The following is a 21,860-nucleotide window of genomic DNA, read 5'->3' as shown; positions in this document are numbered from 1 at the left end:
CTCCCGGAGCTTGAAAATATGGAAACTGTTGTTGTCGCGTTGCTGAACGGGGTGATCTACGGGCTCTTGCTCTTCATGATCAGCTCCGGTCTCACGCTGATCTTTGGCATGATGGGCATTTTGAACTTCGCCCATGCGTCGTTCTATATGTTGGGTGCCTATCTCGCCTTCACGGCAGTGACGATTTTCGGTTTTTGGGGCGGCATTCTGATCGGCACGCTCGGCGTGGCGCTGATCGGCTTTGTCTGCGAGCGCTATCTGCTGCGCCATGTGCGCTCCTTCGGCCACGTGCAGGAATTGCTGCTCACTTTCGGCCTGTTCTTCGCTTTCGAAGAGCTGGTGAAACTGTTCTACGGACCCTATGCGGTCGCCTATTCGGTGCCGGAAAGCCTGCGTTTTGCCGCTTTCACCATTGGCGATGCCTCCTATCCGTTCTTCCGTGTGCTCATCGGCGCCACGGCGATCGTGATGTTCGCGGCGATCTTCTGTCTGCTGCGTTTCACGCGCATCGGCCTCGTTGTGCGCGCGGCGGTTCTCAATCCGGATATGGTGCGGGCGCTCGGTTATAATGTCTCCGCCATTTTCTCGGCCATGTTCGCCGTTGGTGCCGGCCTTGCCGGTCTTGCGGGCGCCATGGGCGGCGCCTACTACACCACGAGCCCGAATATGGCGACGGAACTCGGCGTCATCGTCTTCGTCGTGGTGGTGGTTGGCGGCCTGGGTTCCGTCGGCGGGGCACTCATCGCCTCATTGCTGATCGGCATCTTGGTCAACGCCGTCGTCTATTTGGACATCACCTTCGGCCAGATCCTGGCGACGATCGGGCTCGTCTCGCAAAAGACCGCCAGCGATCTCCTCGCCGTGCCACTGTCCAGCACGGCCGGCGTTCTGCCCTTCCTGCTCATGCTGTTGGTGTTGATGTTCCGTCCGCAAGGCATTGCGGGCGACGATAGAGCTTAAGTCATGAAGAGCATCTTCTATATCCTCATAGCCGCCTTGGCCGGTTTTCTGATCGTATTGCCCTATGTCGGCGATCTCGCCAGCCAGAATCTGGCGATCAAGGTGATGATCGCGGCGATCTTCGCGCTCGGCTTCAATCTTCTGTGGGGGCAGGCGGGTCTGCCGTCCTTCGGCCACGCCGCTTACTATGGCATCGGCACCTTCGCGACGATCTATGCGATGGAAGCCATCGACAAGGGTGGGTTTCTGCCGACGCCCTTGCTGCCGCTTGTTGGCGCCGCGGCGGGATTTGCTTTCGGCCTCATCGCCGGCTGGTTCGCCACCATTCGCACCGGCGTCTATTTCGCCATGATCACAGTGGCACTGGCTGAGCTCGTCAGTGCCATCGCGGTGAAATGGGAAAGCGTGTTCGGTGGTGAGTCGGGCCTGCGCTCGATCCGCTCCGATTGGGGGCCTTTCGCCTTTCAGACCACCACGTCAGTCTATTACCTGACCTTGGTGTGGGCGATTTTGGTGATGTTGTTTCTCTATTGGTTGCAAGGCAGCCCCTTCGGTCTCATCGTTCGCGGCATTCGCGAGCGTGAGCTGCGCGTGAAGTTTTTGGGTTACGATGCCCGCAAGGTGAAGACATTGGTCTTCGCCGTCTCGGCCGCCGTGTCGGGCCTCGCCGGCGCGCTGCTCGCCATCTCCGATGAATCCGCCAACATGGTTCTGTTCCAGGGCGCCGGTTCGGCCTTCGTCGTTCTCAACACGGTCATCGGCGGTGCCAATGTCTTCTTCGGTCCGGTGATCGGCGCGGCGCTGACGACCTGCTTTGGCTATTTCGGCGCCAACCTCTCGCATTTCTGGATGTTCTATCTCGGCGTCGCCTTCGTCGCCACGGTGCTGTTCGCGCCGGAAGGCATCGGTGGCGCCATTGTCGAGCGGGTGCGCCAGGTGCGCGCGGGCGAACGTGCGCCGCTCGATCTTTCCGATGTCGTCAATCTGGCGGCTTTGATCCTCGCCATCGTCGGTCTGATCATTCTCGTCGAAGTCACCGGCACGATCTGTTCCGAGTCTTATCGTGCGGCCGTGGCATCGGGCCAAGGCGTCTGGCCGGCGGTGAGACTGATGGGGCTCTCGTTCAATCCGTTTTCGCCGCTGACGTGGATCGCCGGTGTCGGTGGCTTGCTGCTTGGCACATGGGTGCTGCTGAAACAGGGGCTGGCGAAATGGCCGTCGTTCCTACGTCGCGCCGAACTTGCCCACCCTGTCGGCACGGGAGAGACGAAATGACCGACGTCACCCTGAGCCTCGCCTCCGTCGCCAAGAGCTTCGGCATCGTCCGTGTTCTGGAGGCGATCGATCTAGAGATCGCGCGTGGCGAGCGCCACGCCCTGATCGGCCCCAATGGTGCCGGCAAGTCGACCCTGTTCAACTTGATTTCGGGAGCCTTCGCGCCGACATCGGGCACGATCACCTTGAACGGATCGACCATCGGCGGTCTGGTGCCCCACAAGATCAATCGGGCGGGTCTCGGCCGTTCGTTTCAGATCACCCATGTGTTCGACAAGCTGACGGTGCGCGAGAACATCATGCTGAGCGTGATGGGGCGTTTCGGCAAACGCTGGAGCCTGCTGCGCCGTGGTCCGGTCTGGACCGATATCGGCCGCGAAACCGACGCCATCCTCGAAGGCGCCAATCTCACAGCGCGCGCCCATAAGCGCGCCGGCGATCTCGCCTATTCGGAACAGCGCGCGGTCGAAATCTGCATGACCGTCGGCACGGGTGCCGATCTCATTCTTCTCGACGAGCCGACCGCCGGCATGTCGCGCGAGGAAACCGAACATGTCATCACCTTCATCCGCCGCATGACCGAAGGCCGCACTTTGGTGATGGTCGAGCACGATATGGACGTGGTCTTCAATCTCGCCGATCGCGTGTCGGTTCTGGTGAACGGCCGCATTCTGATGACGGGAACGCCCGCCGAAATTCGCGCCGATGCGCGCGTCAGGGAAGCCTATCTGGGCGAGGGGGCGCACTGATGCTCGATATTGCCAATCTGCACGCCGCCTATGGCCATATCAAAGTGCTGAACGGCGTCACCTTCCAGGTGCCGGGCGGTTCGATCGCCACCATTCTGGGGCGCAACGGCTCCGGCCGCTCCTCCACCTGTAAGGCGGTGATGGGGCTCTTGCCGCCGTCACGCGGCACGGTGAAACTCAGCGGCCGCGAACTTGCCGGCATGCCGGCCCACGAGATTGCTCATGCCGGCATCGGCTATGTGCCCGAGGATCGGCAGATTTTCCGCAATCTCACGGTCGATGAGAATATGACCATCGGCGTGAAGGCCGGTGTATCGCCGCGTCCGGCTTGGACGCGGGATGAACTTTACGATGTGTTTCCGCGCCTGCGCGAACGGCGCAACATCAAGGCCGGTTTCCTGTCCGGCGGCGAACAGCAGATGCTGACCCTTTTCCGCTCCCTGCTCGGCAATCCCGATGTCATGCTGATCGACGAGCCGACCGAAGGTCTGGCGCCGAAAGTGATCGACGCGCTGGCGGAAGCCATTCTGGAGATGAAACGGCGCGGCCTGGCGATTCTTCTGCTCGAACAGAAACTCTCCATGGTCATGCGATTGACCGACAAGGTTTTCGTCATGGGCCGGGGCGAAATCGTCTTCTCCGGTTCCGTTAGCGAGTTCCAAGCGAATGATGTCGTGCGAAGCACCTGGCTGGAAGTAAGCTGAAACCCGGCGGAGATTCGTCGAACCGTTTTCGTTATACATTCGAAGGGCAAATCGTGATCACCTGGGCTCGGACGGAAGACATCGCCGTCGTCACCATCGACAATCCGCCGGTGAACGCCGGTTCCCATGCGGTGCGCCAGGGTTTGTTGCGGGCGCTCACCGAGATCGCTGCGACACAGGGACTTGTAGGCGTTGTCCTCATCGGCGCGGGCAAGACTTTTATTGCCGGCTCCGACATCAAGGAATTCGGCGCGCCGCTCAGCGAGCCGCAACTGCCGGCAGTGATTGCCGCCATTGAGGCTCTACCGCTTCCCGTTGCTGCCGCTATTCATGGCGCGGCGCTTGGCGGCGGTTATGAACTGACCTTGGGATGTGATCTGCGCGTCGCCAACCGCAAAGCCGTCGTCGGCCTGCCGGAAGTCAGCCTCGGCATGTTTCCAGGCGCCGGCGGCACGCAGCGCTTGCCGCGCCTCACCGGCGTCGCCAAGGCGATCGAGGTCATCTGCGATTCCCGTCGCGTGCCGGCGCAAGAAGCCTTGAAAATCGGCATGATCGACGCGATCAGCGACGGTGACTTGTCGCAGGACACGATCGCCGAACTGCGCAAGTTCAATCGCAAGCGGCGTCTGGGCGACGAACCGGTGCCGTCCTTTGATGACGCGCAGGTCAAGGAAGTCGCCAGAAAGGCCATCGCCAAGGCCAAAGGCCGCCCCGCCGCCGTGCAGGCCGCCGACCTCGTTCTCATGGCGTCGCAAAAGCCTTTCGGCGAAGCACTGGCGATCGAGCGCGCGGCTTTCCAGGAGATTCGCGTGTCGCCGGAAGCCTTCGCGATCCGGCATCTGTTCTTTGCCGAGCGTAAAGCCAGCAAGATCGATCATGTAACCGACAGCAAGCTGATGCTTGAACGTTGCGCCGTTATCGGGGCCGGCACGATGGGTGCCGGCATTGCTTACGCCCTATTGAATGCGGGGCTTGCCGTCACCGTGGTCGAGCAGGGGCAGGACGCTCTTGCCGCCGGTAAGGAGCGGTTGAATGGATTGCTGGACGGCGATCTCGAGCGCAAGCGCCTGACGACCGAGCGGGCGGAACAATTGCGTGCTCACTTGACGTTCTCCGACGATCTAACGGCGGTGGCGACGGCCGATCTGGTCATCGAGGCCGTTTACGAGGACATGGCCGTCAAGAAGCAATTGATCGGCCGCCTCGGCGAGATCGTCAAATCCGATGCGATCGTCGCCACCAATACGTCCTATCTCGATATCGACGAACTGGCTGCGGTCCTGCCGCATCCCGAGCGTTTCCTGGGCCTGCACTTCTTCAGTCCGGCGCACATCATGAAACTGCTGGAAGTGGTGCGCGGTAAAGCCACCAGCGACGTCACTTTGGCCACCGGTTTGGCGCTGGCCAAACGGCTCGGCAAACAGGCTGTGGTTGCCGGAAACGCCTATGGCTTCATCGGCAACCGCATCTACAATGCCTATCGCCGACATTCAGAATTCTTGATCCAGGACGGCGCGACGCCCGAGGCTGTCGATCTCGCCATGACGGCATTTGGCATGGCGATGGGCCCGTTCGCCGTCACCGATCTTTCCGGCCTCGATATCGCCTATCGGATGCGCAAGGCCACCGTCGCTTCACGCGATCCCAAGGCGCGGTATGTCGATATCGCCGATCGCCTGTGTGAATCGGGGCGCATCGGCCGCAAGAGCGGGGCCGGCTATTACACCTATGTCGATGGCAAACCGATGAGCGATCCGGTCGTGGCGGAAATCATCGCGACATCACGGAAAGAAGCCGGCGTGACGCCGCGTGCCATCGATGACGACGAGATTCGCGCCCGCTGCCTGGGCGCCATGGTCAATGAAGCGGCGCTGCTGTTGGCGGAAGGCGTGGCGCAACGTGCGTCCGATATCGATGTGACGCTCGTACATGGCTATGGTTTTCCGCGCTGGACGGGTGGGCCACTATGGTGGGCCGCGCATGTGCCGCAAGACGTCTTGGCGGATGCTTTGGCGAAGACGGTCAAAGCCGAAGGGGCGACATTTCGTGCGGGCGACATCGCGTCCGCGCTCAAGGACCTGGCGCCGACGAGCGCCGGTCGCGTTAAGGAGACCGTGTGATGGCTTTGATCGTCGACAAGAAGGACAAGGTGGCAACGGTGACGATCGACCGGCCGCCGGTGAATGCCATCACCTTGGCGATCTATGAAGAAATCGCCGAGACGTTCGAAGCATCCGCCAATTGGCAGGACATCAATTGCATCGTCTTTACCGCTGCCGGCAGCAAGGCATTCTGCGCCGGGCTTGATCTCAACGAGTTTCTGGCTGCGAAGGTGGAAGATGATCCGGCGCGGGCCAAAATCATTCGCCGCTGTTTCAGCGCCGTGCGGCACGCCGCCGTGCCGGTGATCGGCGCCATCAATGGACCGGCGCTGGGCGCGGGCTGCGTGCTGGCATCGGTCTGCGATGTGCGCATCGCCTCGGAGAATGCCACCTTCGGCATGCCCGAGATCAATGTCGGCCGCTGCGGCGGCGCGGCTCACATGGCCCGCCATCTGCCGCAAGGCTTGCTGCGCAAAATGTATTTCACCGGCCGGCCGATCGATGCGCGCGAAGCCTGGCGCGTCGGTTTCGTCCAGGATGTCGTGCCGTTCGATGATCTCGCGCGCACCGCGCAGGAACTGGCCGCGCTCATCGGCTCGAAGGCGCCGATCGGCCTGCGCATGGCGAAGGATGCGCTGAATAAGGTCGAGTTCATGCAGACCGAAGAAGGCTATGAACTCGAACAAAGCTATTCGACCAAGCTGATGGCGACGGAAGATGCGCGCGAGGCGACACGCGCCGTCGTGGAAAAGCGCGCGCCGGTGTGGGTGGGACGCTGATGCTTAATCATCGCATCGAACGCGCCGCGCCCGAACACGGCGGTGATACCGCGCCCTGGATCGTCTTCGGCAATTCGTTGATGACCGATCTGAGCCTTTGGGACGCGCAAGTCGCGGCCCTTGCGGGTCGCTTCAATATTCTGCGTTACGATCAGCGCGGGCATGGCGCTTCAGCCGTGCCGGACGAAGTGCAGACGATCGAGCAATTGTCGGATGATCTGATCGCTCTGCTGGATCACTGCAAGATCGCCGCCTGTACCTATGTCGGCCTCTCCATGGGCGTGCCGACGGGCCTAGCTGCTTATCGCAAGGCGCCGGCGCGGTTCGAGCGTCTTATTCTGGTCGACGGGCAGGCGAGCAGTTCCGCTGCTAGCAAGGCGGCTTGGGAAGAACGCATCGCCTTCGGCACGGCCAATGGCATGGTGGCGATGGCCGATCAGACGGTGCGGCGTTGGCTGCGGCCGGAGCGGGTCGCTCTGCTGCTCGGCGAGCGTCTGCATGCGATGATCGCCGCGACGCCGCTCAAGGGTTTCATCGCCTGCGCCACAGCTTTGCAGAACTATGACGAAGTGGCGGTGCTCGCGCGTGTGGCCGTGCCGACCCTGCTGCTGGTGGGCCAGGAAGACGGCGCCATGCCGGCGACCATGCGGGCGATGGCGGCGGCGATCCCTGGCGCCAACATCCAGGAGATCGCCGATGCTGGTCATCTCCCCAATTATGAGCGTCCAGATCTGTTCAACGAGATTCTTCTGTCATTTCTGAAAGTTAGCTGATCGCAGCTTAAAAATCATAAACATAACTTATTGACTATTTGGCGGCGCTGTTTCTACAGTGCCCAGGTTCACCAGGCGGTACGCCCAACCAGTTCGGATTCGTCGGTTTGAAACTTTATTGGTCCCCCAAATCGCCCTTCGTTCGGAAGGTCATGATCGTGCTTCATGAGCTGGGCTTGGCGGACCAGGTCACGCTGGTGCGCACCGTGGCGACGCCGCGTGGGACACCCAATCCGGTCATTCTCGCCGAGAATCCGCTGGGCAAGATTCCGGTCCTGTTCGTCGATGGCTTGCCGCCGCTGTTCGATTCCGCTGTCATCTCCGAATATATTGTGGGTCTCGTGCGCGAAGGCGTGCGCCTTCTGCCTGAGGCGGGGCCGGAACGCTATGCGCAATTGCGTTGGCAGGCTTTGGGCGATGGCCTCACCGACAATCTGTTGCTGTGGCGGATCGAGCGGCAGAGCGCGTCGGGCGGCGATCTTGAAACCATCTTGTCCTATCGGGCCAAAGTCTATGCCGCGATGCGAGCGCTTGAGGCCGAAGCGCCGCGCCTGCGTGAGTCTTTCGGACTTGGCCAGATCGCTATTCTCTGCGCCTTGGGCCAGCTCGATTTCCGCTTCGCGCAGTGTGGCTGGCGTCGAGCGCATCCGGCGCTGGCGCAATGGGAAGCCAGCGTCGCCAAGCGGCCGTCGCTTCAGGCTTTGCCTATTGTCAATGACCAAGAGGCCGATGCCGGCCCCGACATGCATTTGAATTTTGGGGAGGACTGATTTTGGCGGGACCGCTTTCGCACGTCAGGGTGCTCGATCTGAGCCGTATCATGGCGGGGCCATGGTCGGGCCAGATTCTGGCGGACCTTGGCGCTGATGTCATCAAGGTGGAACGCACCGGTGAAGGCGACGACACTCGCCGCTGGGGGCCGCCGTATCTCAAGGGTGCCGATGGCAACCCGACGAAAGAGTCCGGCTATTATCTTTCGGTCAACCGCGGCAAGCGCTCGGTCGAGGTCGATATCTCGACACCAGCGGGCCAGGAGGTCATTCGCGCCCTGGCGAAGACCTCCGATATTCTGCTCGAAAATTTCAAGTCCGGCACTTTGGCGCGCTATGGCCTCGGCTATGAGGATTTGAAGGCGCTCAATCCAGGCCTCATCTATTGTTCGATCACTGGCTTTGGCACGACGGGGCCGAAACAGGCCGATGTCGCTTATGATTTCATGATCCAGGCCATGGGCGGCCTGATGAGCGTCACCGGAGAGCGCGATGGCGTTCCCGGCGGTGGTCCGCAGAAGGTCGGCGTGCCGATCGTCGACATTATGACCGGCATGTATGCGACCATAGCGGTGCTCGCCGCTTTGGCGCGTCGCAGCCAGAGCGGCGTTGGCGATTTCGTCGACATCGCCATGCTCGATGTTTCGGTGGCGATGCTCGCCAATCAGGCGATGAACTATCAGGTGTCGGGTGAGACGCCGATCCGGCGTGGCAACAAACATCCCAACATCCAGCCGCAGGATGTTTTCCCGGTGGCCGATGGCCATATCGTTCTTGCCGTCGGCAATGACGAACAATTCCGTCGCTTCGCCGAAGTGCAGGGCCGGCCCGAATGGGCCGACGATCCTAGATTCTCCACCAATGCGGCGCGCGTCACCCATCTCGATATTCTGCATCCGATGATCTGCGAGCGTTTCGCCACCCAGCCGTTGTCATATTGGCTGGAGCATCTGGGTGCCGCGAAAGTGCCGTGCGGTCCGATCAACACCATTCCGATGGTGTTCGAGGAGCCGCAGGTGAAACATCGCGAGATGCTGCGTCATCTGCCGCATCCGCTTGCCGGCACCGTGCCGCAGGTGGTGAGCCCGATGCGTTTCACCAATGCACCGCTTGAATTTGAAAAAGCACCGCCGCTGCTGGGGCAGCATACCGCTGAGATTCTGAAAGAGCTCGGTCTCGCGACAAAGATGGATGAAGTAGGCCGCGCATGAAAACCGGAGCACGCATTTCCCTGCCCGACACCGACGGCATGAACGAAGCACAACGTCGGGTGTTCGATGGCATCGTCAACGGCAAGCGCGGCGAACTTGTGGGGCCGCTGCGCGCCGCGCTGCATAATCCGGAATTGGCGGAGCGCTGGAGCAAGCTCGGCGAGAGCCTGCGCTTTCAGACGCGCATTCCGCCGCGCTTGAGTGAACTCGCCGTGCTGATGACGGCGCGCGCCTGGAACAGCGATCTCGAATGGGGCGTGCATCGCCGCGCCGCCGAAGGCCACGGGCTTGAGGTCGAGATCATCGACGCGCTGCGCGATGGCCGTGTTCCGCCCTTCAAGGACGAGGCGGATCGGGAAGTCTATCGCTTTGTCAGCGAGCTTTTGACGCGCGCCTATGTGGAAGACGCGGCTTATGGCGCCGTCGTCGCGCGCTGGGGCGAGGGCGGCGTCATGGAACTCACCGCACTCGTTGGCTACTATTGCATGGTGGCGATGACGTTGAACGTCCATCGCATTCCCTTGCCGGCAGGCGTGAACGCGGAATTGCTGCCGTCAGGCCGTTTTCCCGCGGGCTTTACGGTTTTACCACCCTTAGCGGAGTGAGTGCTGCACGTTCACTCCGACTTTTTGAATGCAAAAACAGCATATGCTATACAATTGCTGTTTAGCCATGGCCGCCGTTTTGAGTATCGGATAGGTGCGGGCCATCAAGGAGGAACGTTTGTCCAGCACCGCAATTCGATCCGCCTCGACCGTCGAAGCGCTGAAAAAAAGCGCGGTTGCCCGCTATATTCAGCTCGCCACCCTGTTTCGCCGCCGGATTGAGACCGGCGAATGGAGTGTCGGCTCGAAAATGCCGACCGTCGAGGAGCTCGCCCAGGAGTGCGGCGTCGCCACCATGACGATTCGCCAGGCGCTGGACATTTTGGAGAACGACGGTCTCATCGAGCGCTACCGCGCCAAGGGCACGTTCGTGCGCGAGCGGCCGGCGCAGGATCTGTGGTGCCAGGTTCAGACCGATTGGAGCGGCATGCTGATCGCGCGCGACAATGCGCGCATCGAAGTGCTCTCCGACGAGCGCAATGTGAAATTGCCGCCGGGCCACCGCCAGCTTGGCCGCCCGGCCGAGGCCTATCGCCATCTGCGCCGCCGCCACACCCGCGATGGCGAAGCTTTTCTCCTCGCCGATGTCTATGTCTCCGAGCGGGTCTGCCCGCTGATTCCGGAAGAGGCCTATACCTCCAAGACCGCGATGCGCCTCGTGGCGGACATTCCCGGTATCGAGATCACTGATGCCACCCAGACATTGACCATCGGCAGCGCCGATCTGATGACCTCCGATCTCCTCAACATTCCCTTGAGCCATCCGATCGCCAAGGTGGAGCGCTGCGCCGTCGATGGCGAGGGCGAGTTGGTGATCGTCGCCGATGGCATCTATCGTGGCGACAAGGTGCGCGTCGATCTGAAGTTGCGCTGAGCGACTGGCTTTGGAAGCTCTGCCTTGACGTGTCTTTGAGGCGCTGACCAAGCCCAGCCACTGGCTGGGACAACATCCCTGAAAATGCCCTTGCATGGGGTTGTTCCTCAGAATCTCGCGACATCCCCCTTTCCGGGCTCGATCATGGGCGCGGCGACGTCCGTGCAACGCCGCGCTGTCGACCGCGATTGCCCCCTTCGATGTCCGTGTTGCGCGATCCAACACCCTCTCCCCAGCATGACCCGCGACGCTCGCCACGGTGAAACCATGCGCAAAATACGAAGGGAGGGCGGCGGAATTTTGTTCTTGATTTGTTCTTATTATCGGCACCTCCATCCGCATTGACGCTCGTCCAAGGACGTGTATTATTTTTCATAGAAGACAGCCTAATCATAGCAATTATTCTGCACTATTATGCAGAATTGGCGTGAGTGGCGTTTCCGAAGGCCGAGGGAGGGCCGCCGGCGATGACTCTGTCCGTGGAAGCAGGCGACAGCCCAGTTCGACATCTCTTCGCTCGGCCGCGCATCACCACTCGCCAGACTGTCGATGGCAGCATCATATTGGCCTCTGCCGAACCCTTGAAGGATTACGCGCGTTGCGCCGGCGACTGGCTTGAGCAAGCGGCGGCACGTGTGCCGGACCGCATCTTTCTGGCGGAAAGAGCGCGCGCAGATGCGCCCTGGCGGCAATTGACCTATGGCGATGCCCTTAGTCAGGTGCGCACGGTCGGCGGCTGGCTTTTGGATAATGGCCTCGACGCCACGCGGCCTGTCGCGATCCTCTCTGAGAATTCCGTCGATCATGCGGTGCTGATGCTGGCCGCCATGCATGTCGGCATTCCCGTCGCCTCCATCTCGCCGGCCTATGCGCTGATTTCGAAAAGCTGCGACAAGCTGAAGGACATGATCGCGCTGCTCGACCCGGGCGTGATTTTCGTTTCGAACGGCAGCGCTTATCAGCCGGCGCTCGCAGCCATCGAGGACTTGCATCGCGCGCCGGTGCTGGCCAGCGTTCCGGCGGGGCCAAATCAACAGCCGTTTTCGTCGCTCAGTTCGAACAGTCGCGATGCTGTCGAACGGGCCTTTCGAAGCGTGACGCCGGATACGATTGCGAAATTGCTGTTTACGTCCGGCTCGACGGGCTCGCCCAAGGCGGTGATCAACACGCAACGTATGATGACGTCCAATCAGGCGGCGAAGGCGCAAGTCTGGCCGTTTCTGGAAGAGACGGACGATCTCGTCATCCTGGATTGGCTGCCGTGGAGCCACACGTTCGGCGCCAATCACAATTTCAATTGCGTGCTGCGCAATCGCGGCACGCTTTACATTGATGGCGGCAAGCCTGTGCCGGCGCTGTTCGAACTCTCGCTGGCCAATCTGCGCGATGTCAGCCCCACTATTTACTTCAACGTCCCTCTCGGCTTTGAAATGCTGGTGCAGGCGCTTTCTCGGGATTCGGCACTGCGACAACGCTTTTTCGAGAAAACCCGGCTCATTTTCTATGCCGGCGCTGCGTTGCCGCAGAACATTTGGGAAGCGCTTGAAACCATGTCGCGCGACACGGTCGGCTATGTCGTGCCGCTGGTGTCCGCTTGGGGCTCCACCGAGACCGCGCCGATGGCGACCGACTGTCATTTCCAATCGCCGCGTTCAGGCAATATCGGCGTGCCCGTCCCAGGCACGGAGCTGAAACTGGTTCCCGCCGGTGATAAACTTGAAGTGAGGGTTCGCGGTCCCAACGTCACGCCCGGCTATTGGAAGTCGCCCGAGCAGACACGGAAGTCCTTCGATGACGAGGGCTTCTATATGATCGGCGATGCGGTGGCGTTCGCCAGTCCGACGGAGCCCGAGAAGGGCCTGTTCTTCAATGGCCGCGTCTCCGAAGACTTCAAGCTTTTGTCGGGCACGTGGGTCAGCGTAGGACGGCTGCGCATCGATGGCGTCGCGGCGCTTGCGCCCATCGCGCAGGATATCGTCGTCACCGGGCATGACAGGAAGGACATTGGCTTCCTCGTCTTCCCCAATCTTGCCGCCTGCCGCGCCATCGGCGCATTCGCTGCCGATGTTCCCGCCGAAGACATTCTGAAATCACCGGCGATCCGTGATCGGATTGCGCAAGGACTGGCGGCGCTCAAAGCGCGCGGTGGCGGGTCATCGACCTTCGCGCGCTATGCCGTGCTGCTGTCCGAACCGCCCTCGGTCGATCAGGGCGAGATCACCGACAAGGGCTATATCAATCAGCGGGCGGTGCTCGCGCGGCGCGCGCAAGCGCTGGCGAAGCTCTATGATGATGACTATCCGGAGCGGATCGAATGCCCGGAACGGTAGCGACCGGATTGCGAGTGCTTTCAAATGCTTCCGGCTATTGCTTCTTTGGAATTAAGCAAAAAGGTATATTATTGACTTTTAGAAGGGTGCATGCGATCACCGCGCCATAGAGCGTTTTCGAGCGAAGTGGATTCCGGTTCGCGTGAAGAAAACGCGTCAAAACAGAAGCCTGAAGTCTTTCACCGTTTCAAAGAAACGGTGAAAGACTCTGGGTAGGTGACGCGAGTGGTCGGGCCCCATCGACACTTGCTGCGTGGGTCGAAACGGCCTCTCGGAGTCGAGTTTTGAAATTCGTACAGCTTGGACGGACAGGAACCCGGGTTTCCAACATCTGCTTCGGCACGATGTCCTTCGGCTCCTACAGCGACGCGAAGACGGCGCGCGCCATGTATGATGCCTGTCGCGACAAGGGCATCAACTTCTTCGACTGCGCTAATTCCTATGCCGGCGGCGGCAAGGCCGAAGCCATTCTCGGCGAATGCATGGCGGCCGATCGCCAAGACGTGGTGATCACCACAAAAGTCTGCCGGCCGATGTCGAAAGATCCCAACGGCTCGGGTCTGTCACGCCGCCATATCATGCAGGAGGTCGAGAATAGCCTGCGGCGGTTGAAGACCGACTATATCGACGTCTACTTCGCCCATCACTACGACCCGTTCACGCCGCCCGAAGAAACCTTGCGCGCTTTCGACGACCTGCGGCGCCAGGGCAAGATCCTTTATGCCGGCGTTTCGAACTGGGCGGCCTGGCGGATCGCGCAGGCGCTTGGCATCTCGCAGCGGGAAGGGCTCGCCCGCTTCGATGTCGTGCAGCCCATGTACAATTTGGTCAAACGCCAGGCCGAAGATGAGCTGTTTCCGCTGGCGCAGGAGATGGGCCTTGCCGTCATGGTCTTCTCGCCTTTGGCGAGCGGCCTGTTGACCAAGGCCAATGCGGATGTGAACGGGCCGCGCACCGGCCGCCTCGCCGAAGCACGCTATCTGAAGCGCTATGAGGATCAGCGCAATTTCGAGATCGCCGCCGCATTCTGCCAGATCGCCGCCGAGATCGCTGTCGATCCGGCCATGCTGGCGGTCGCCTGGGCGGCCTCGCATCCGGCGGTGACGACGCCGATCATCGGCGCCGAAACGGTTGAGCAGATCGACAATTACGTCGATGCCGTTGCCTTCGACATGACGCCGGAGCTGCGCGCGCGCATTGCCGCGCTGGCGCCCAGGTCAGACTACGAGATCGAGCGCACCATCGACTGACAGCAAGACGGCGTTTTCCCGCCGCCTGCCGTTGCGCACGCACGTCAAAATTCATCTCCAAATTCAAGTTCAAAACAAGTTCGAAGGAAAATAACGACCATGGCAGCCCTTGAACTCGATCATCTCATCGACAATCAGGACGTCGCTTCGCCCGCGCGCGATGATCTCCGTGATCCCGGTCGTCTCGATGATGTCGTGGCGCGCGTTGCGCGCGGCGGTGCTGCTGAAGTCGATGCGGCGGTCAAGTCCGCCCATCGCGCCTTTCAGAGCTGGAAGAAAACCACTTATGCCGAGCGCGCCGAACTGCTGCGCAAAGCGGCCGACCTGTTGGATGCCGAGGCGGATTCCGTGGTCGAACTCATGGCGCGCGAATCCGGCATGCTGGTGCCCACCAACAAGGCCGAGATCGGCATGGCCGCCAATATTGTGCGCGACAATGCCGAGGCGGCCGAGACGTTCCTCAATGCCAAACAGGTTGAGGACAACGAGAGCTGGGTCAGCGTCGAGAAGCGACCGATCGGCGTGATCGCCGCGATCATTCCCTGGAATGCGCCAATCATCCTGGCCATGCGCAAAGTCTCGCCGGCTTTGGTGTGCGGCAACACGATCGTCGTCAAACCGGCGCCGACGGCGCCTTTGGGTTTGTCGATCTTGCTCAAGAAAATGGCGGCGCTGTTTCCGCCCGGTGTCATCAACATCGTGCATGGCGGCGGCGATGTCGGCCATGCATTGACCGTCCATCCGCTGGTCGGCAAGGTCTCCTTCACCGGCGGTGGCGCCGTGGCCCGCATGATCATGAAGGATGCGGCCGACGGCATCAAAGGCGTGCAGTTCGAACTCGGCGGCAACGATCCGGCGATCCTGCTGGAAGATGCCGATCTCGACGATGCCCTGCCGAAACTGCTTGGCGGCGCCTTCCGGCGCTCCGGCCAATTCTGTTTCGCGGTCAAGCGCGTCTATGTGCCGGCGTCGATCTATGAAGAGGTCGTCAAGCGTATCGAGGCCGAAGTCGATAAGTTCAAGGTCGGCCATCCGCTGACCAAGGGCGTCAACTTCGGTCCGATCAACAACAAGGGCCAGTTCGATTTTCTGAAAGGCCTGCTCGAGCGCACCCACAAAGATGGCTACACGGTCAAGGAGCTCGGCAGCGTCGTCGCGCCGGAAACCTGGGAGCAGGGCTATTACATGCGCCCGGTCGTTGTTTCCGACATCGATCTCGAAGCCGAGCTCGTTCAGGTCGAACAGTTCGGCCCGCTGCTGCCGGTCGTGCGTTACGACGACCTCGATCAGGTGGTCGACAGCATCAACGATTCGGAACTGGGCCTTGGCTCCAGCATCTGGACGCGCGATTTCGACAAGGCGCTGAAGCTCGCGCAGCGGCTCGAAGTCGGCATGACCTTCATCAACAATTCCGGCACGTCACGGCTCGGCCAGAAGAACATTCCCTTCGGCGGCGTGAAGCAGAGCGGCATCGGCCGCGAAAGCTCGCCCATCGGCCTGCGTGAATATGTCGAATATCACGCGATCAATTTCCATAAGTGAGGCATCCGTCATGACCATTCTCGTTACGCCGGCCACACTGACGGTCGACAATTTCATCGATGGCGCCTGGGTCGGATCAACCGAACGTTTCGACGTCAGAGATCCTGGCCGGCGCGATGACGTCATCGCGCGCGTCGCCGTTGCCGATCAAGCGCAGGTCGACCGGGCGGTTGAAGCCGCTCATAAGGCACTGAAGCCCTGGGGCGCCATATCGATCGACGATCGTGCCGCGGCCGTCTTGCGCGCCGCTGATTTGATTGAAGAAGAGGCGGAAAAGGGCATCGAGGGCCTGGCCGGCGTCGTCGTGCGCGAAACCGGCATGCTGCCGGTCGAGATCATCATGGAGCTGCGTGGCGCGGCCTATGCGGCCCGCGATAATGTCGAAGCCGCCAAAGTGGCGCTCGAACCGGTGATCGTCGAAGACAAGACGAGCATCGTGCGCATCGAACATCGCCCGATCGGCGTCGTCGCCGCCATCGTGCCGTGGAATGCGCCGATCGTCCTTCTCATCCGCAAATTCGCCCCGGCACTGGTGGCCGGCGACACCTTGGTGATCAAGACGCCGCCGACGGCTCCTGTTGGTGTCGCCATTCTGATGGAAAAGCTGGCCGGCCTCTTCCCGCAAGGCGTCATCAACGTGGTGCATGGCGGCGCCGAGACGGGTGCCGCGCTCTCCGCGCATCCGAAAGTCCGCCTGATTTCCTTCACCGGCGGTGGTGCCGCGGCCAAGCAGATCATGAAGACGGCGGCCGATACGTTGAAGAACGTGCAGTTTGAACTCGGCGGCAATGATGCGGCCATTGTGCTCGACGATGTCGATATGGACAAGACGATCCCGACCCTGATCGCCGGCGCTTTCCATCGCTCGGGACAGTTCTGCTTCGCCATCAAGCGGCTCTATGTGCATGAGAGAATCTACGACGCCTTCTTCGAAAAGCTGGCGGCTCAGATTGATGCCTTCCGTGTCGGCCATCCTCTTGACCCTCGCACGACCTTCGGCCCGATCAACAACCCGGGGCAGCTCGCTTTTCTCAAAAGCCTGGTCGAAAAGACCCGTGCGGCCGGCGGTGAATTGATTGAGCTGGGCCACAAGGTCGATCCGGAGAGCTGGGACGAGGGCAATTACATGTTGCCCGTTCTGGTCAAAAAGCCGGCCGGTGATTTCGATATCGTCACCTGCGAACAGTTTGGTCCCGTCCTGCCGGTGATGAGCTACAAGAGCGAGGACGAAGTCGTCGCTCTGGCCAATGGCACCGAATATGGTTTGGGCTCCAGCATCTGGACCAGCGATTTCGAGCGCGGCGTCGCCCTGGCCCGTCGTCTCGAAGCGGGCATGACCTATATCAATAAGAACGCGCAATCGCGTCTCGGTCGTCGCCACATGCCCTTCGGCGGCATCAAGCAGAGCGGCATCGGCACCGAGAATTCGGAGCTTGGTCTCGCCGAATTCACTGAAATTCACGCGATGAACTTCCATAAGGTGTGACCATGGCGCTTCCCGCATTTCCCACCGACGAAACCCCTGGCCTGTTGCGCGGCAAGACCGCTCTGGTGACGGGCGGTGCCTCGGGCATCGGCCGCGCCACCGCCGCGCTGTTTCAGGCGAGCGGCGCCAAAATCATCGTCGCCGACATCGGCGCAAAGGATAGCGATCAGGCGGTTGAAGGCGAATTCGGCCCGCTGTGGCATGCGGATGTCGCCGACGAGAACAGCGTCGCGCGCTTGGCCTCGCGCATTGGGGCAGGGCAGAGCACGCTCGATATTCTGGTGAATTGCGCCGGCGTGCCGCAATCCTACACGCCGATCGAGACCATGACGGTCGAGGCGTGGGATCGCATCATGAATGTCAACGCCCGTTCGCTGTTCCTGATGGCCAAACATTTTTTGCCGCTGCTGCGCGCCAGCGGTCATGCGTCGATCGTCAACATCTGTTCGGTGATCGCCGTGCGGGCGAAGCCCGGTCTTGCTGCTTATGGGGCGTCCAAGGCCGCCGCCGTCGCGACCACGCAATCCCTGGCGCTGGAACTGGCGAAAGATGGCATTCGCGTCAACGGCATCAATCCCGGCGCCACTGAAACACCGATGTTGAGCGGCTTTACGGGCGGCAAAGAAGTGCAAGAGGTGGTCGGTTCTTTCGCAAGCCAGATTCCGATGGGCGAGATCATCCGTCCTGACGATATCGCCGGCGCCGCGCTTTATCTCGCCTCCGATCTCGCGCGTCTGGTGACGGGCGCGACGCTCAACGTCGATGGCGGCCGCACCGTCTGATTTTCGAACGAAATTTGAGCTTTCGCTGGTCGTCGGCATAGGCCAGCGGCCAGCGGGCTGTTGCGCGCTGCCGCGGGAGGACTTACCAAAGGGCATTCGTTCATTTGGAGAGGAAAGCCCGCATGTCGATCACCGTCCGCCGCGTCGTGACAGGCCACACCAAGGAAGGCAAAGCCACCGTCATGATTGACGAGGTGGTGACGAGCTCAGCGGAAAGTCGGCCGGGCGCCAACCCGACGGTGATCTGGACCTCCGAAGGCTTTCCGGTCAGCAACGACGGCGATGCCGACGAATCCAAGCGCAAGACCGCGACGGCGCATCCCAATGGCACGGTGTTCCGCGTCATCAGCTTCGCGCCCGGCGTTCATCCGCGTAACCATCGCACCGATTCCATCGATTACGCCGTGGTCATCTCCGGGGAGATCATCATGGACCTCGACGGTGAAGAAGTGCTTCTGCGTGCCGGCGATGTGCTGGTGCAGCGCGGCACCATTCACAATTGGTTCAATCGCGGCACCGAACCCTGCGTGATCGCCTTCGTCCTCATTGACGCCAAGCCCGTAACCGTCGACGGCAAGGCCTTGACTGCCCAGGGGTGATGGCGTGTAGGGCTGAGACCCCGGTGTCATCCCGGACGCGCCAAAGGCGCGATCCGGGATCCAGGGGCGAGCGACGGTCGCTCGCGTTGCATCTTATCCCTGTGTTGCAGGCGCTTTTTTAAGTTCTATCGGACGCCCTGGTTCCCGGATCGCCTGCGGCGTCCGGGATGACCAGAACTGTTATTGCGCGGCCTGCTGATTTGACTTGCCGTCGCTGCTGGCCGTCTTAGGCGCCTTTGGGCGCTTCGCCGGCGGCGTCGGTTTGATGGTTGCGTCGCCGTTTTTGAGGGCGGGGGCCGCCTGTTCGATCGTGAAGGCCACTTTGTCGGTCTTCGCGTCGAAGGTGCAGACGACGCGATTGCCTTCCTTGACGTCGCCTTTCAGCATGGATTTCGCCAATTCGGTCTCGAGCTGTTGGCGGATCTGCCGGCGCAGCTCGCGCGCACCGAATTCGGGCTGATAGCCTTCCTTGGCGAAGTGGTCGACCAGGCTTTCGTCGAACACCAGTTCGATGTCCTGTCCTTGCGCGACCTTCTGCACCCGCTGCAATTGCAGCCGGACGATCTGCTTGATCTGCTCCTGATCGAGCGACTGGAAGATGATGATCTCGTCGATCCGGTTGATGAATTCCGGCCGGAAATGCGAGCGCAGGACACTCATCACGTCGTCGCGTATGGAACTTGACGAGGACGGCGGATGAAAACCAAGCTGTCCACGGCGGCCCATCACCACGTCGGAAGCGAGATTGCTGGTCGCAATGATCAGCGTGTTGGAAAAATCGACGACCCGGCCTTTGCCGTCTGTCAAGCGGCCATCATCGAAGACCTGCAGAAGCACGTTATAGACGTCCGCATGCGCCTTCTCGATCTCATCGAGCAGGATGACGCAATAGGGCCGGCGGCGCACACGCTCGGTGAGCTGGCCGCCTTCGTCATAGCCGACATAGCCCGGAGGCGCGCCGATCAGGCGGGCCACCGCATGGCGCTCCATATACTCGCTCATGTCGATGCGCACGACGGCATCCTCGTCGCCGAAGACCACCTCGGCCAAAGCCTTGGCCAGTTCCGTCTTGCCGACGCCGGTGGGGCCGAGGAACAGGAAGGTGGCAATCGGGCGATGTCCTTGTTGCAAGCCGGCGCGCGACAGGCGGACCGCATCGCTCACCGCGCGGATCGCCTCTTCCTGGCCGATCACGCGTTGGTGCAGCCGCTCTTCCATGCGCAGCAGTTTGGCCTTTTCTTCTTCCGTGAGTTCGGTGACGGGAATGCCGGTCAGTTTCGAGACGATTTCCGCCACTTGTTCAGGCGTGACGCCCGCCGTGCTGGAGCCGACTTTTCGCGTCCACGCATCTGTCGCCTCGGTCAGCGCCTTTTCCTTGGTCGCAAGCTGGGCATCAAAGTCCTTCACCCGATCGAATTGCTTGCGCGAGGCCGCGTAATCATGTTCGCGCTTCAATTGCGCGATCTCGGCTTCAAGCTCATGAATGTCAGCCGGCCGCGATGTGGTCGAGAGGCGCACGCGCGCCGCCGCCTGATCAATCAGGTCGATGGCTTTGTCCGGCAGGAAGCGTCCGGTGATATAGCGGTCGGACAGTTCCGCTGCCGCGACAAAAGCCTCATCCTGGATCGTCACCTTGTGATGCGCTTCCAGGCGGTCGCGCAGGCCGCGCAGGATGGCGATGGTCTGTTCCACCGTCGGCTCGGCGACAAGCACAGGCTGGAAGCGTCGTTCCAGCGCCGCATCCTTCTCGATATATTTTTGATATTCGCTGAGCGTCGTCGCACCGATCAGATTCATTTCGCCGCGCGCCATCGCCGGCTTGAACACATTGGCGATGTCGAGCCCGCCCTCGCCACCGCCTTGACCGGCGCCGACGATGGTGTGGACCTCGTCGATAAAAAGCAGCAATTCGTCGCGTTTGCCTGCGATCTCATCCATCACCTGCTTGACGCGCTCCTCGAACTCGCCGCGATATTTCGAGCCCGCGACGAGCGAGTTCACGTTGAGCTCGACGAGCCGCTTGTCGCGCAAAACTTCGGGAATATCGCCATTGACGATGCGCTGCGCCAGGCCTTCGACGATGGCGGTTTTGCCGACGCCTGGCTCGCCGATGAGAACGGGATTGTTCTTCTTGCGGCGCGCCAGAATTTCGATCGTCGTCTCGACCTCCTTGGAGCGGCCAATCACCGGATCGAGCTTGCCCTCGCGCGCCATTTTGGTCAGGTCGCGGCTATATTTGTCGAGCTGCGGCGTGTTGGTGGGCGTGTCGACATGGCCCTTCTCGGCGCCTTTGCCGACCACTTTCACCGTCTGCTGCCGCAGAGCCTGGGGCGTCAGGCCATAGCGTTGCAACAGGTTGCCGGCGAAACTGTCGGGGATTTCGGCGAGGCCCAGCAGAATATGCTCCGGCCCCACATAGGAATGACCCAGCTCGCGCGACGCGATGAAGGCGCGATCGAGCGCGCTCTTGACGCGCGGTGAAACGCCGATGCCGCCTTCGCGCGGCTGTGCCGGAGCCTCGCTCTTGGGCGCATGGGTCTCGATTTGATGGCGCAGTTCGTCGACCGAAATCTTAAACTGTTTGAGCAGCGTCTGCACCACGTCGCTTTCCGGCAGTTCGTAGAGCAGGTCTTCCGTGTCGACGAGTTGTCGACCCGATTGCACGGCGCGCTCGGCGGCGCGTTGCAAAATCTCTTTCGCTTGTTCGCTGAAATGATCCTGGAGATTGACTGAATCCGTGCCGGGAGTGCCCCGCCGCCCGCCCATGCGCGGCGCGTTGCTTCCCCCGCCTTGCATGAAGCCGTCGAGCAGGCCGCCCTGAAACAGGGATTCCAGCGGCGACAAAGTCCGCTGATGGCGCATCAATTGCGCATAGTGATAGTCACAGATATCGAGCTCGCGTTCTTGATTGTTTTGAAGGACCGCGACCCGAATGGCGGCGGGGCGAACCCCGCATATGTCACACATGCGCTGCGCCATACTCGCCTCCCTTTCGACTCCAACTTTCGCCTGCCGGCGACTGAATAACGAAAAGTCTAGCCTGGATGTTCCCCGAAGGCGTGTTTCATT

Annotated in this window: 18 protein-coding genes; 17 read left to right on the top strand and 1 reads right to left on the bottom strand. The window is 61.3% G+C overall.

Translation table 11 applies throughout. The annotated features are described in order from the left end of the window. Nucleotides 1-18: 18 nt before the first annotated feature. From OIM99_RS01310 to OIM99_RS01230, 17 genes are all read left to right on the top strand, one after another. Nucleotides 19-960 (top strand): branched-chain amino acid ABC transporter permease, encoded by a 942-nt coding sequence (locus OIM99_RS01310; RefSeq protein ID WP_311848505.1) that lies wholly within the window; start codon nt 19-21, stop codon nt 958-960. A gap of 3 nt (nt 961-963) precedes the next feature. After that, the gene (locus tag OIM99_RS01305) at nt 964-2,235 is read left to right on the top strand and encodes a branched-chain amino acid ABC transporter permease (RefSeq protein ID WP_311848504.1); all 1,272 of its coding nucleotides are present in this window, start codon (nt 964-966) and stop codon (nt 2,233-2,235) included. Continuing rightward, nucleotides 2,232-2,984: an ABC transporter ATP-binding protein gene (locus tag OIM99_RS01300; RefSeq protein WP_311848503.1), complete on the top strand. Its 753-nt coding sequence runs from the start codon at nt 2,232-2,234 to the stop codon at nt 2,982-2,984. Before OIM99_RS01305 ends, OIM99_RS01300 begins: the two co-directional genes overlap by 4 nt. Further along, entirely contained in the window at nt 2,984-3,688 is a 705-nt protein-coding gene (locus OIM99_RS01295; protein WP_311848502.1) for an ABC transporter ATP-binding protein, read from the top strand. Before OIM99_RS01300 ends, OIM99_RS01295 begins: the two co-directional genes overlap by 1 nt. Before the next feature lie 53 nt (nt 3,689-3,741). Then, on the top strand, nt 3,742-5,808 hold the full coding sequence (locus tag OIM99_RS01290; protein ID WP_311848501.1) for an FAD-dependent oxidoreductase: 2,067 nt from the start codon (nt 3,742-3,744) through the stop codon (nt 5,806-5,808). After that, nucleotides 5,808-6,569: an enoyl-CoA hydratase-related protein gene (locus OIM99_RS01285; protein ID WP_311848500.1), complete on the top strand. Its 762-nt coding sequence runs from the start codon at nt 5,808-5,810 to the stop codon at nt 6,567-6,569. The genes OIM99_RS01290 and OIM99_RS01285 overlap by 1 nt, the downstream gene beginning before the upstream one ends. Continuing rightward, nucleotides 6,569-7,342: an alpha/beta fold hydrolase gene (locus OIM99_RS01280; protein WP_311848499.1), complete on the top strand. Its 774-nt coding sequence runs from the start codon at nt 6,569-6,571 to the stop codon at nt 7,340-7,342. Before OIM99_RS01285 ends, OIM99_RS01280 begins: the two co-directional genes overlap by 1 nt. Before the next feature lie 107 nt (nt 7,343-7,449). After that, nucleotides 7,450-8,112 (top strand): glutathione S-transferase family protein, encoded by a 663-nt coding sequence (locus OIM99_RS01275; protein WP_311848498.1) that lies wholly within the window; start codon nt 7,450-7,452, stop codon nt 8,110-8,112. Nucleotides 8,113-8,114: 2 nt separating this feature from the next. Then, a complete protein-coding gene (locus tag OIM99_RS01270) occupies nt 8,115-9,323 on the top strand; it encodes a CaiB/BaiF CoA-transferase family protein (RefSeq protein WP_311848497.1) in 1,209 nt (402 codons plus the stop codon). Further along, on the top strand, nt 9,320-9,928 hold the full coding sequence (locus OIM99_RS01265) for a carboxymuconolactone decarboxylase family protein (RefSeq protein ID WP_311848496.1): 609 nt from the start codon (nt 9,320-9,322) through the stop codon (nt 9,926-9,928). The genes OIM99_RS01270 and OIM99_RS01265 overlap by 4 nt, the downstream gene beginning before the upstream one ends. Nucleotides 9,929-10,046: 118 nt before the next feature. Further along, nucleotides 10,047-10,802 (top strand): GntR family transcriptional regulator, encoded by a 756-nt coding sequence (locus OIM99_RS01260; RefSeq protein ID WP_311848495.1) that lies wholly within the window; start codon nt 10,047-10,049, stop codon nt 10,800-10,802. Between the two features lie 467 nt (nt 10,803-11,269). Further along, nucleotides 11,270-13,132 (top strand): feruloyl-CoA synthase, encoded by a 1,863-nt coding sequence (locus OIM99_RS01255; RefSeq protein WP_311848494.1) that lies wholly within the window; start codon nt 11,270-11,272, stop codon nt 13,130-13,132. A 284-nt stretch (nt 13,133-13,416) separates the two neighbouring features. Beyond that, nucleotides 13,417-14,382, top strand: coding sequence for an aldo/keto reductase (locus tag OIM99_RS01250; protein WP_311848493.1), 966 nt, complete (start codon nt 13,417-13,419; stop codon nt 14,380-14,382). Between the two features lie 99 nt (nt 14,383-14,481). Then, complete coding sequence (locus OIM99_RS01245; RefSeq protein WP_311848492.1) at nt 14,482-15,924, top strand: aldehyde dehydrogenase family protein; 1,443 nt, start codon at nt 14,482-14,484, stop codon at nt 15,922-15,924. Between the two features lie 10 nt (nt 15,925-15,934). Continuing rightward, nucleotides 15,935-17,410: an aldehyde dehydrogenase family protein gene (locus OIM99_RS01240; RefSeq protein WP_311848491.1), complete on the top strand. Its 1,476-nt coding sequence runs from the start codon at nt 15,935-15,937 to the stop codon at nt 17,408-17,410. 2 nt (nt 17,411-17,412) lie between these two features. Continuing rightward, nucleotides 17,413-18,192 carry an SDR family oxidoreductase gene (locus OIM99_RS01235; RefSeq protein WP_311848490.1) on the top strand — a complete coding sequence of 260 codons (780 nt, stop codon included), beginning with the start codon at nt 17,413-17,415 and terminating at the stop codon, nt 18,190-18,192. 122 nt (nt 18,193-18,314) lie between these two features. Beyond that, the gene (locus tag OIM99_RS01230) at nt 18,315-18,791 is read left to right on the top strand and encodes a cupin domain-containing protein (protein WP_311848488.1); all 477 of its coding nucleotides are present in this window, start codon (nt 18,315-18,317) and stop codon (nt 18,789-18,791) included. A gap of 180 nt (nt 18,792-18,971) precedes the next feature. Here OIM99_RS01230 and OIM99_RS01225 read toward each other — a convergent pair whose 3' ends face one another. After that, nucleotides 18,972-21,770 carry an ATP-dependent Clp protease ATP-binding subunit gene (locus OIM99_RS01225; protein ID WP_311848486.1) on the bottom strand — a complete coding sequence of 933 codons (2,799 nt, stop codon included), beginning with the start codon at nt 21,768-21,770 and terminating at the stop codon, nt 18,972-18,974. Between the last annotated feature and the right edge of the window lie 90 nt (nt 21,771-21,860).

This window comes from Methylocella sp. CPCC 101449 (genome assembly GCF_031921685.1).
Lineage (GTDB): Bacteria > Pseudomonadota > Alphaproteobacteria > Rhizobiales > Beijerinckiaceae > Terripilifer.
The sequence above is the reverse complement of the archived record's forward strand: the minus strand, read 5'-3'. Positions and strand labels throughout refer to the sequence as shown.

What these genes read in the sequence shown, in the direction of transcription:
- OIM99_RS01280 (WP_311848499.1), top strand. Translation starts at nt 6,569, where the DNA reads ATGCTTAATCATCGCATCGAACGCGCCGCGCCCGAACACGGCGGTGAT.
- OIM99_RS01240 (WP_311848491.1), top strand. Translation starts at nt 15,935, where the DNA reads ATGACCATTCTCGTTACGCCGGCCACACTGACGGTCGACAATTTCATC.
- OIM99_RS01225 (WP_311848486.1), bottom strand. Translation starts at nt 21,770, where the DNA reads ATGGCGCAGCGCATGTGTGACATATGCGGGGTTCGCCCCGCCGCCATT.
- OIM99_RS01295 (WP_311848502.1), top strand. Translation starts at nt 2,984, where the DNA reads ATGCTCGATATTGCCAATCTGCACGCCGCCTATGGCCATATCAAAGTG.
- OIM99_RS01245 (WP_311848492.1), top strand. Translation starts at nt 14,482, where the DNA reads ATGGCAGCCCTTGAACTCGATCATCTCATCGACAATCAGGACGTCGCT.
- OIM99_RS01235 (WP_311848490.1), top strand. Translation starts at nt 17,413, where the DNA reads ATGGCGCTTCCCGCATTTCCCACCGACGAAACCCCTGGCCTGTTGCGC.
- OIM99_RS01285 (WP_311848500.1), top strand. Translation starts at nt 5,808, where the DNA reads ATGGCTTTGATCGTCGACAAGAAGGACAAGGTGGCAACGGTGACGATC.
- OIM99_RS01305 (WP_311848504.1), top strand. Translation starts at nt 964, where the DNA reads ATGAAGAGCATCTTCTATATCCTCATAGCCGCCTTGGCCGGTTTTCTG.
- OIM99_RS01300 (WP_311848503.1), top strand. Translation starts at nt 2,232, where the DNA reads ATGACCGACGTCACCCTGAGCCTCGCCTCCGTCGCCAAGAGCTTCGGC.
- OIM99_RS01255 (WP_311848494.1), top strand. Translation starts at nt 11,270, where the DNA reads ATGACTCTGTCCGTGGAAGCAGGCGACAGCCCAGTTCGACATCTCTTC.
- OIM99_RS01310 (WP_311848505.1), top strand. Translation starts at nt 19, where the DNA reads ATGGAAACTGTTGTTGTCGCGTTGCTGAACGGGGTGATCTACGGGCTC.
- OIM99_RS01265 (WP_311848496.1), top strand. Translation starts at nt 9,320, where the DNA reads ATGAAAACCGGAGCACGCATTTCCCTGCCCGACACCGACGGCATGAAC.
- OIM99_RS01230 (WP_311848488.1), top strand. Translation starts at nt 18,315, where the DNA reads ATGTCGATCACCGTCCGCCGCGTCGTGACAGGCCACACCAAGGAAGGC.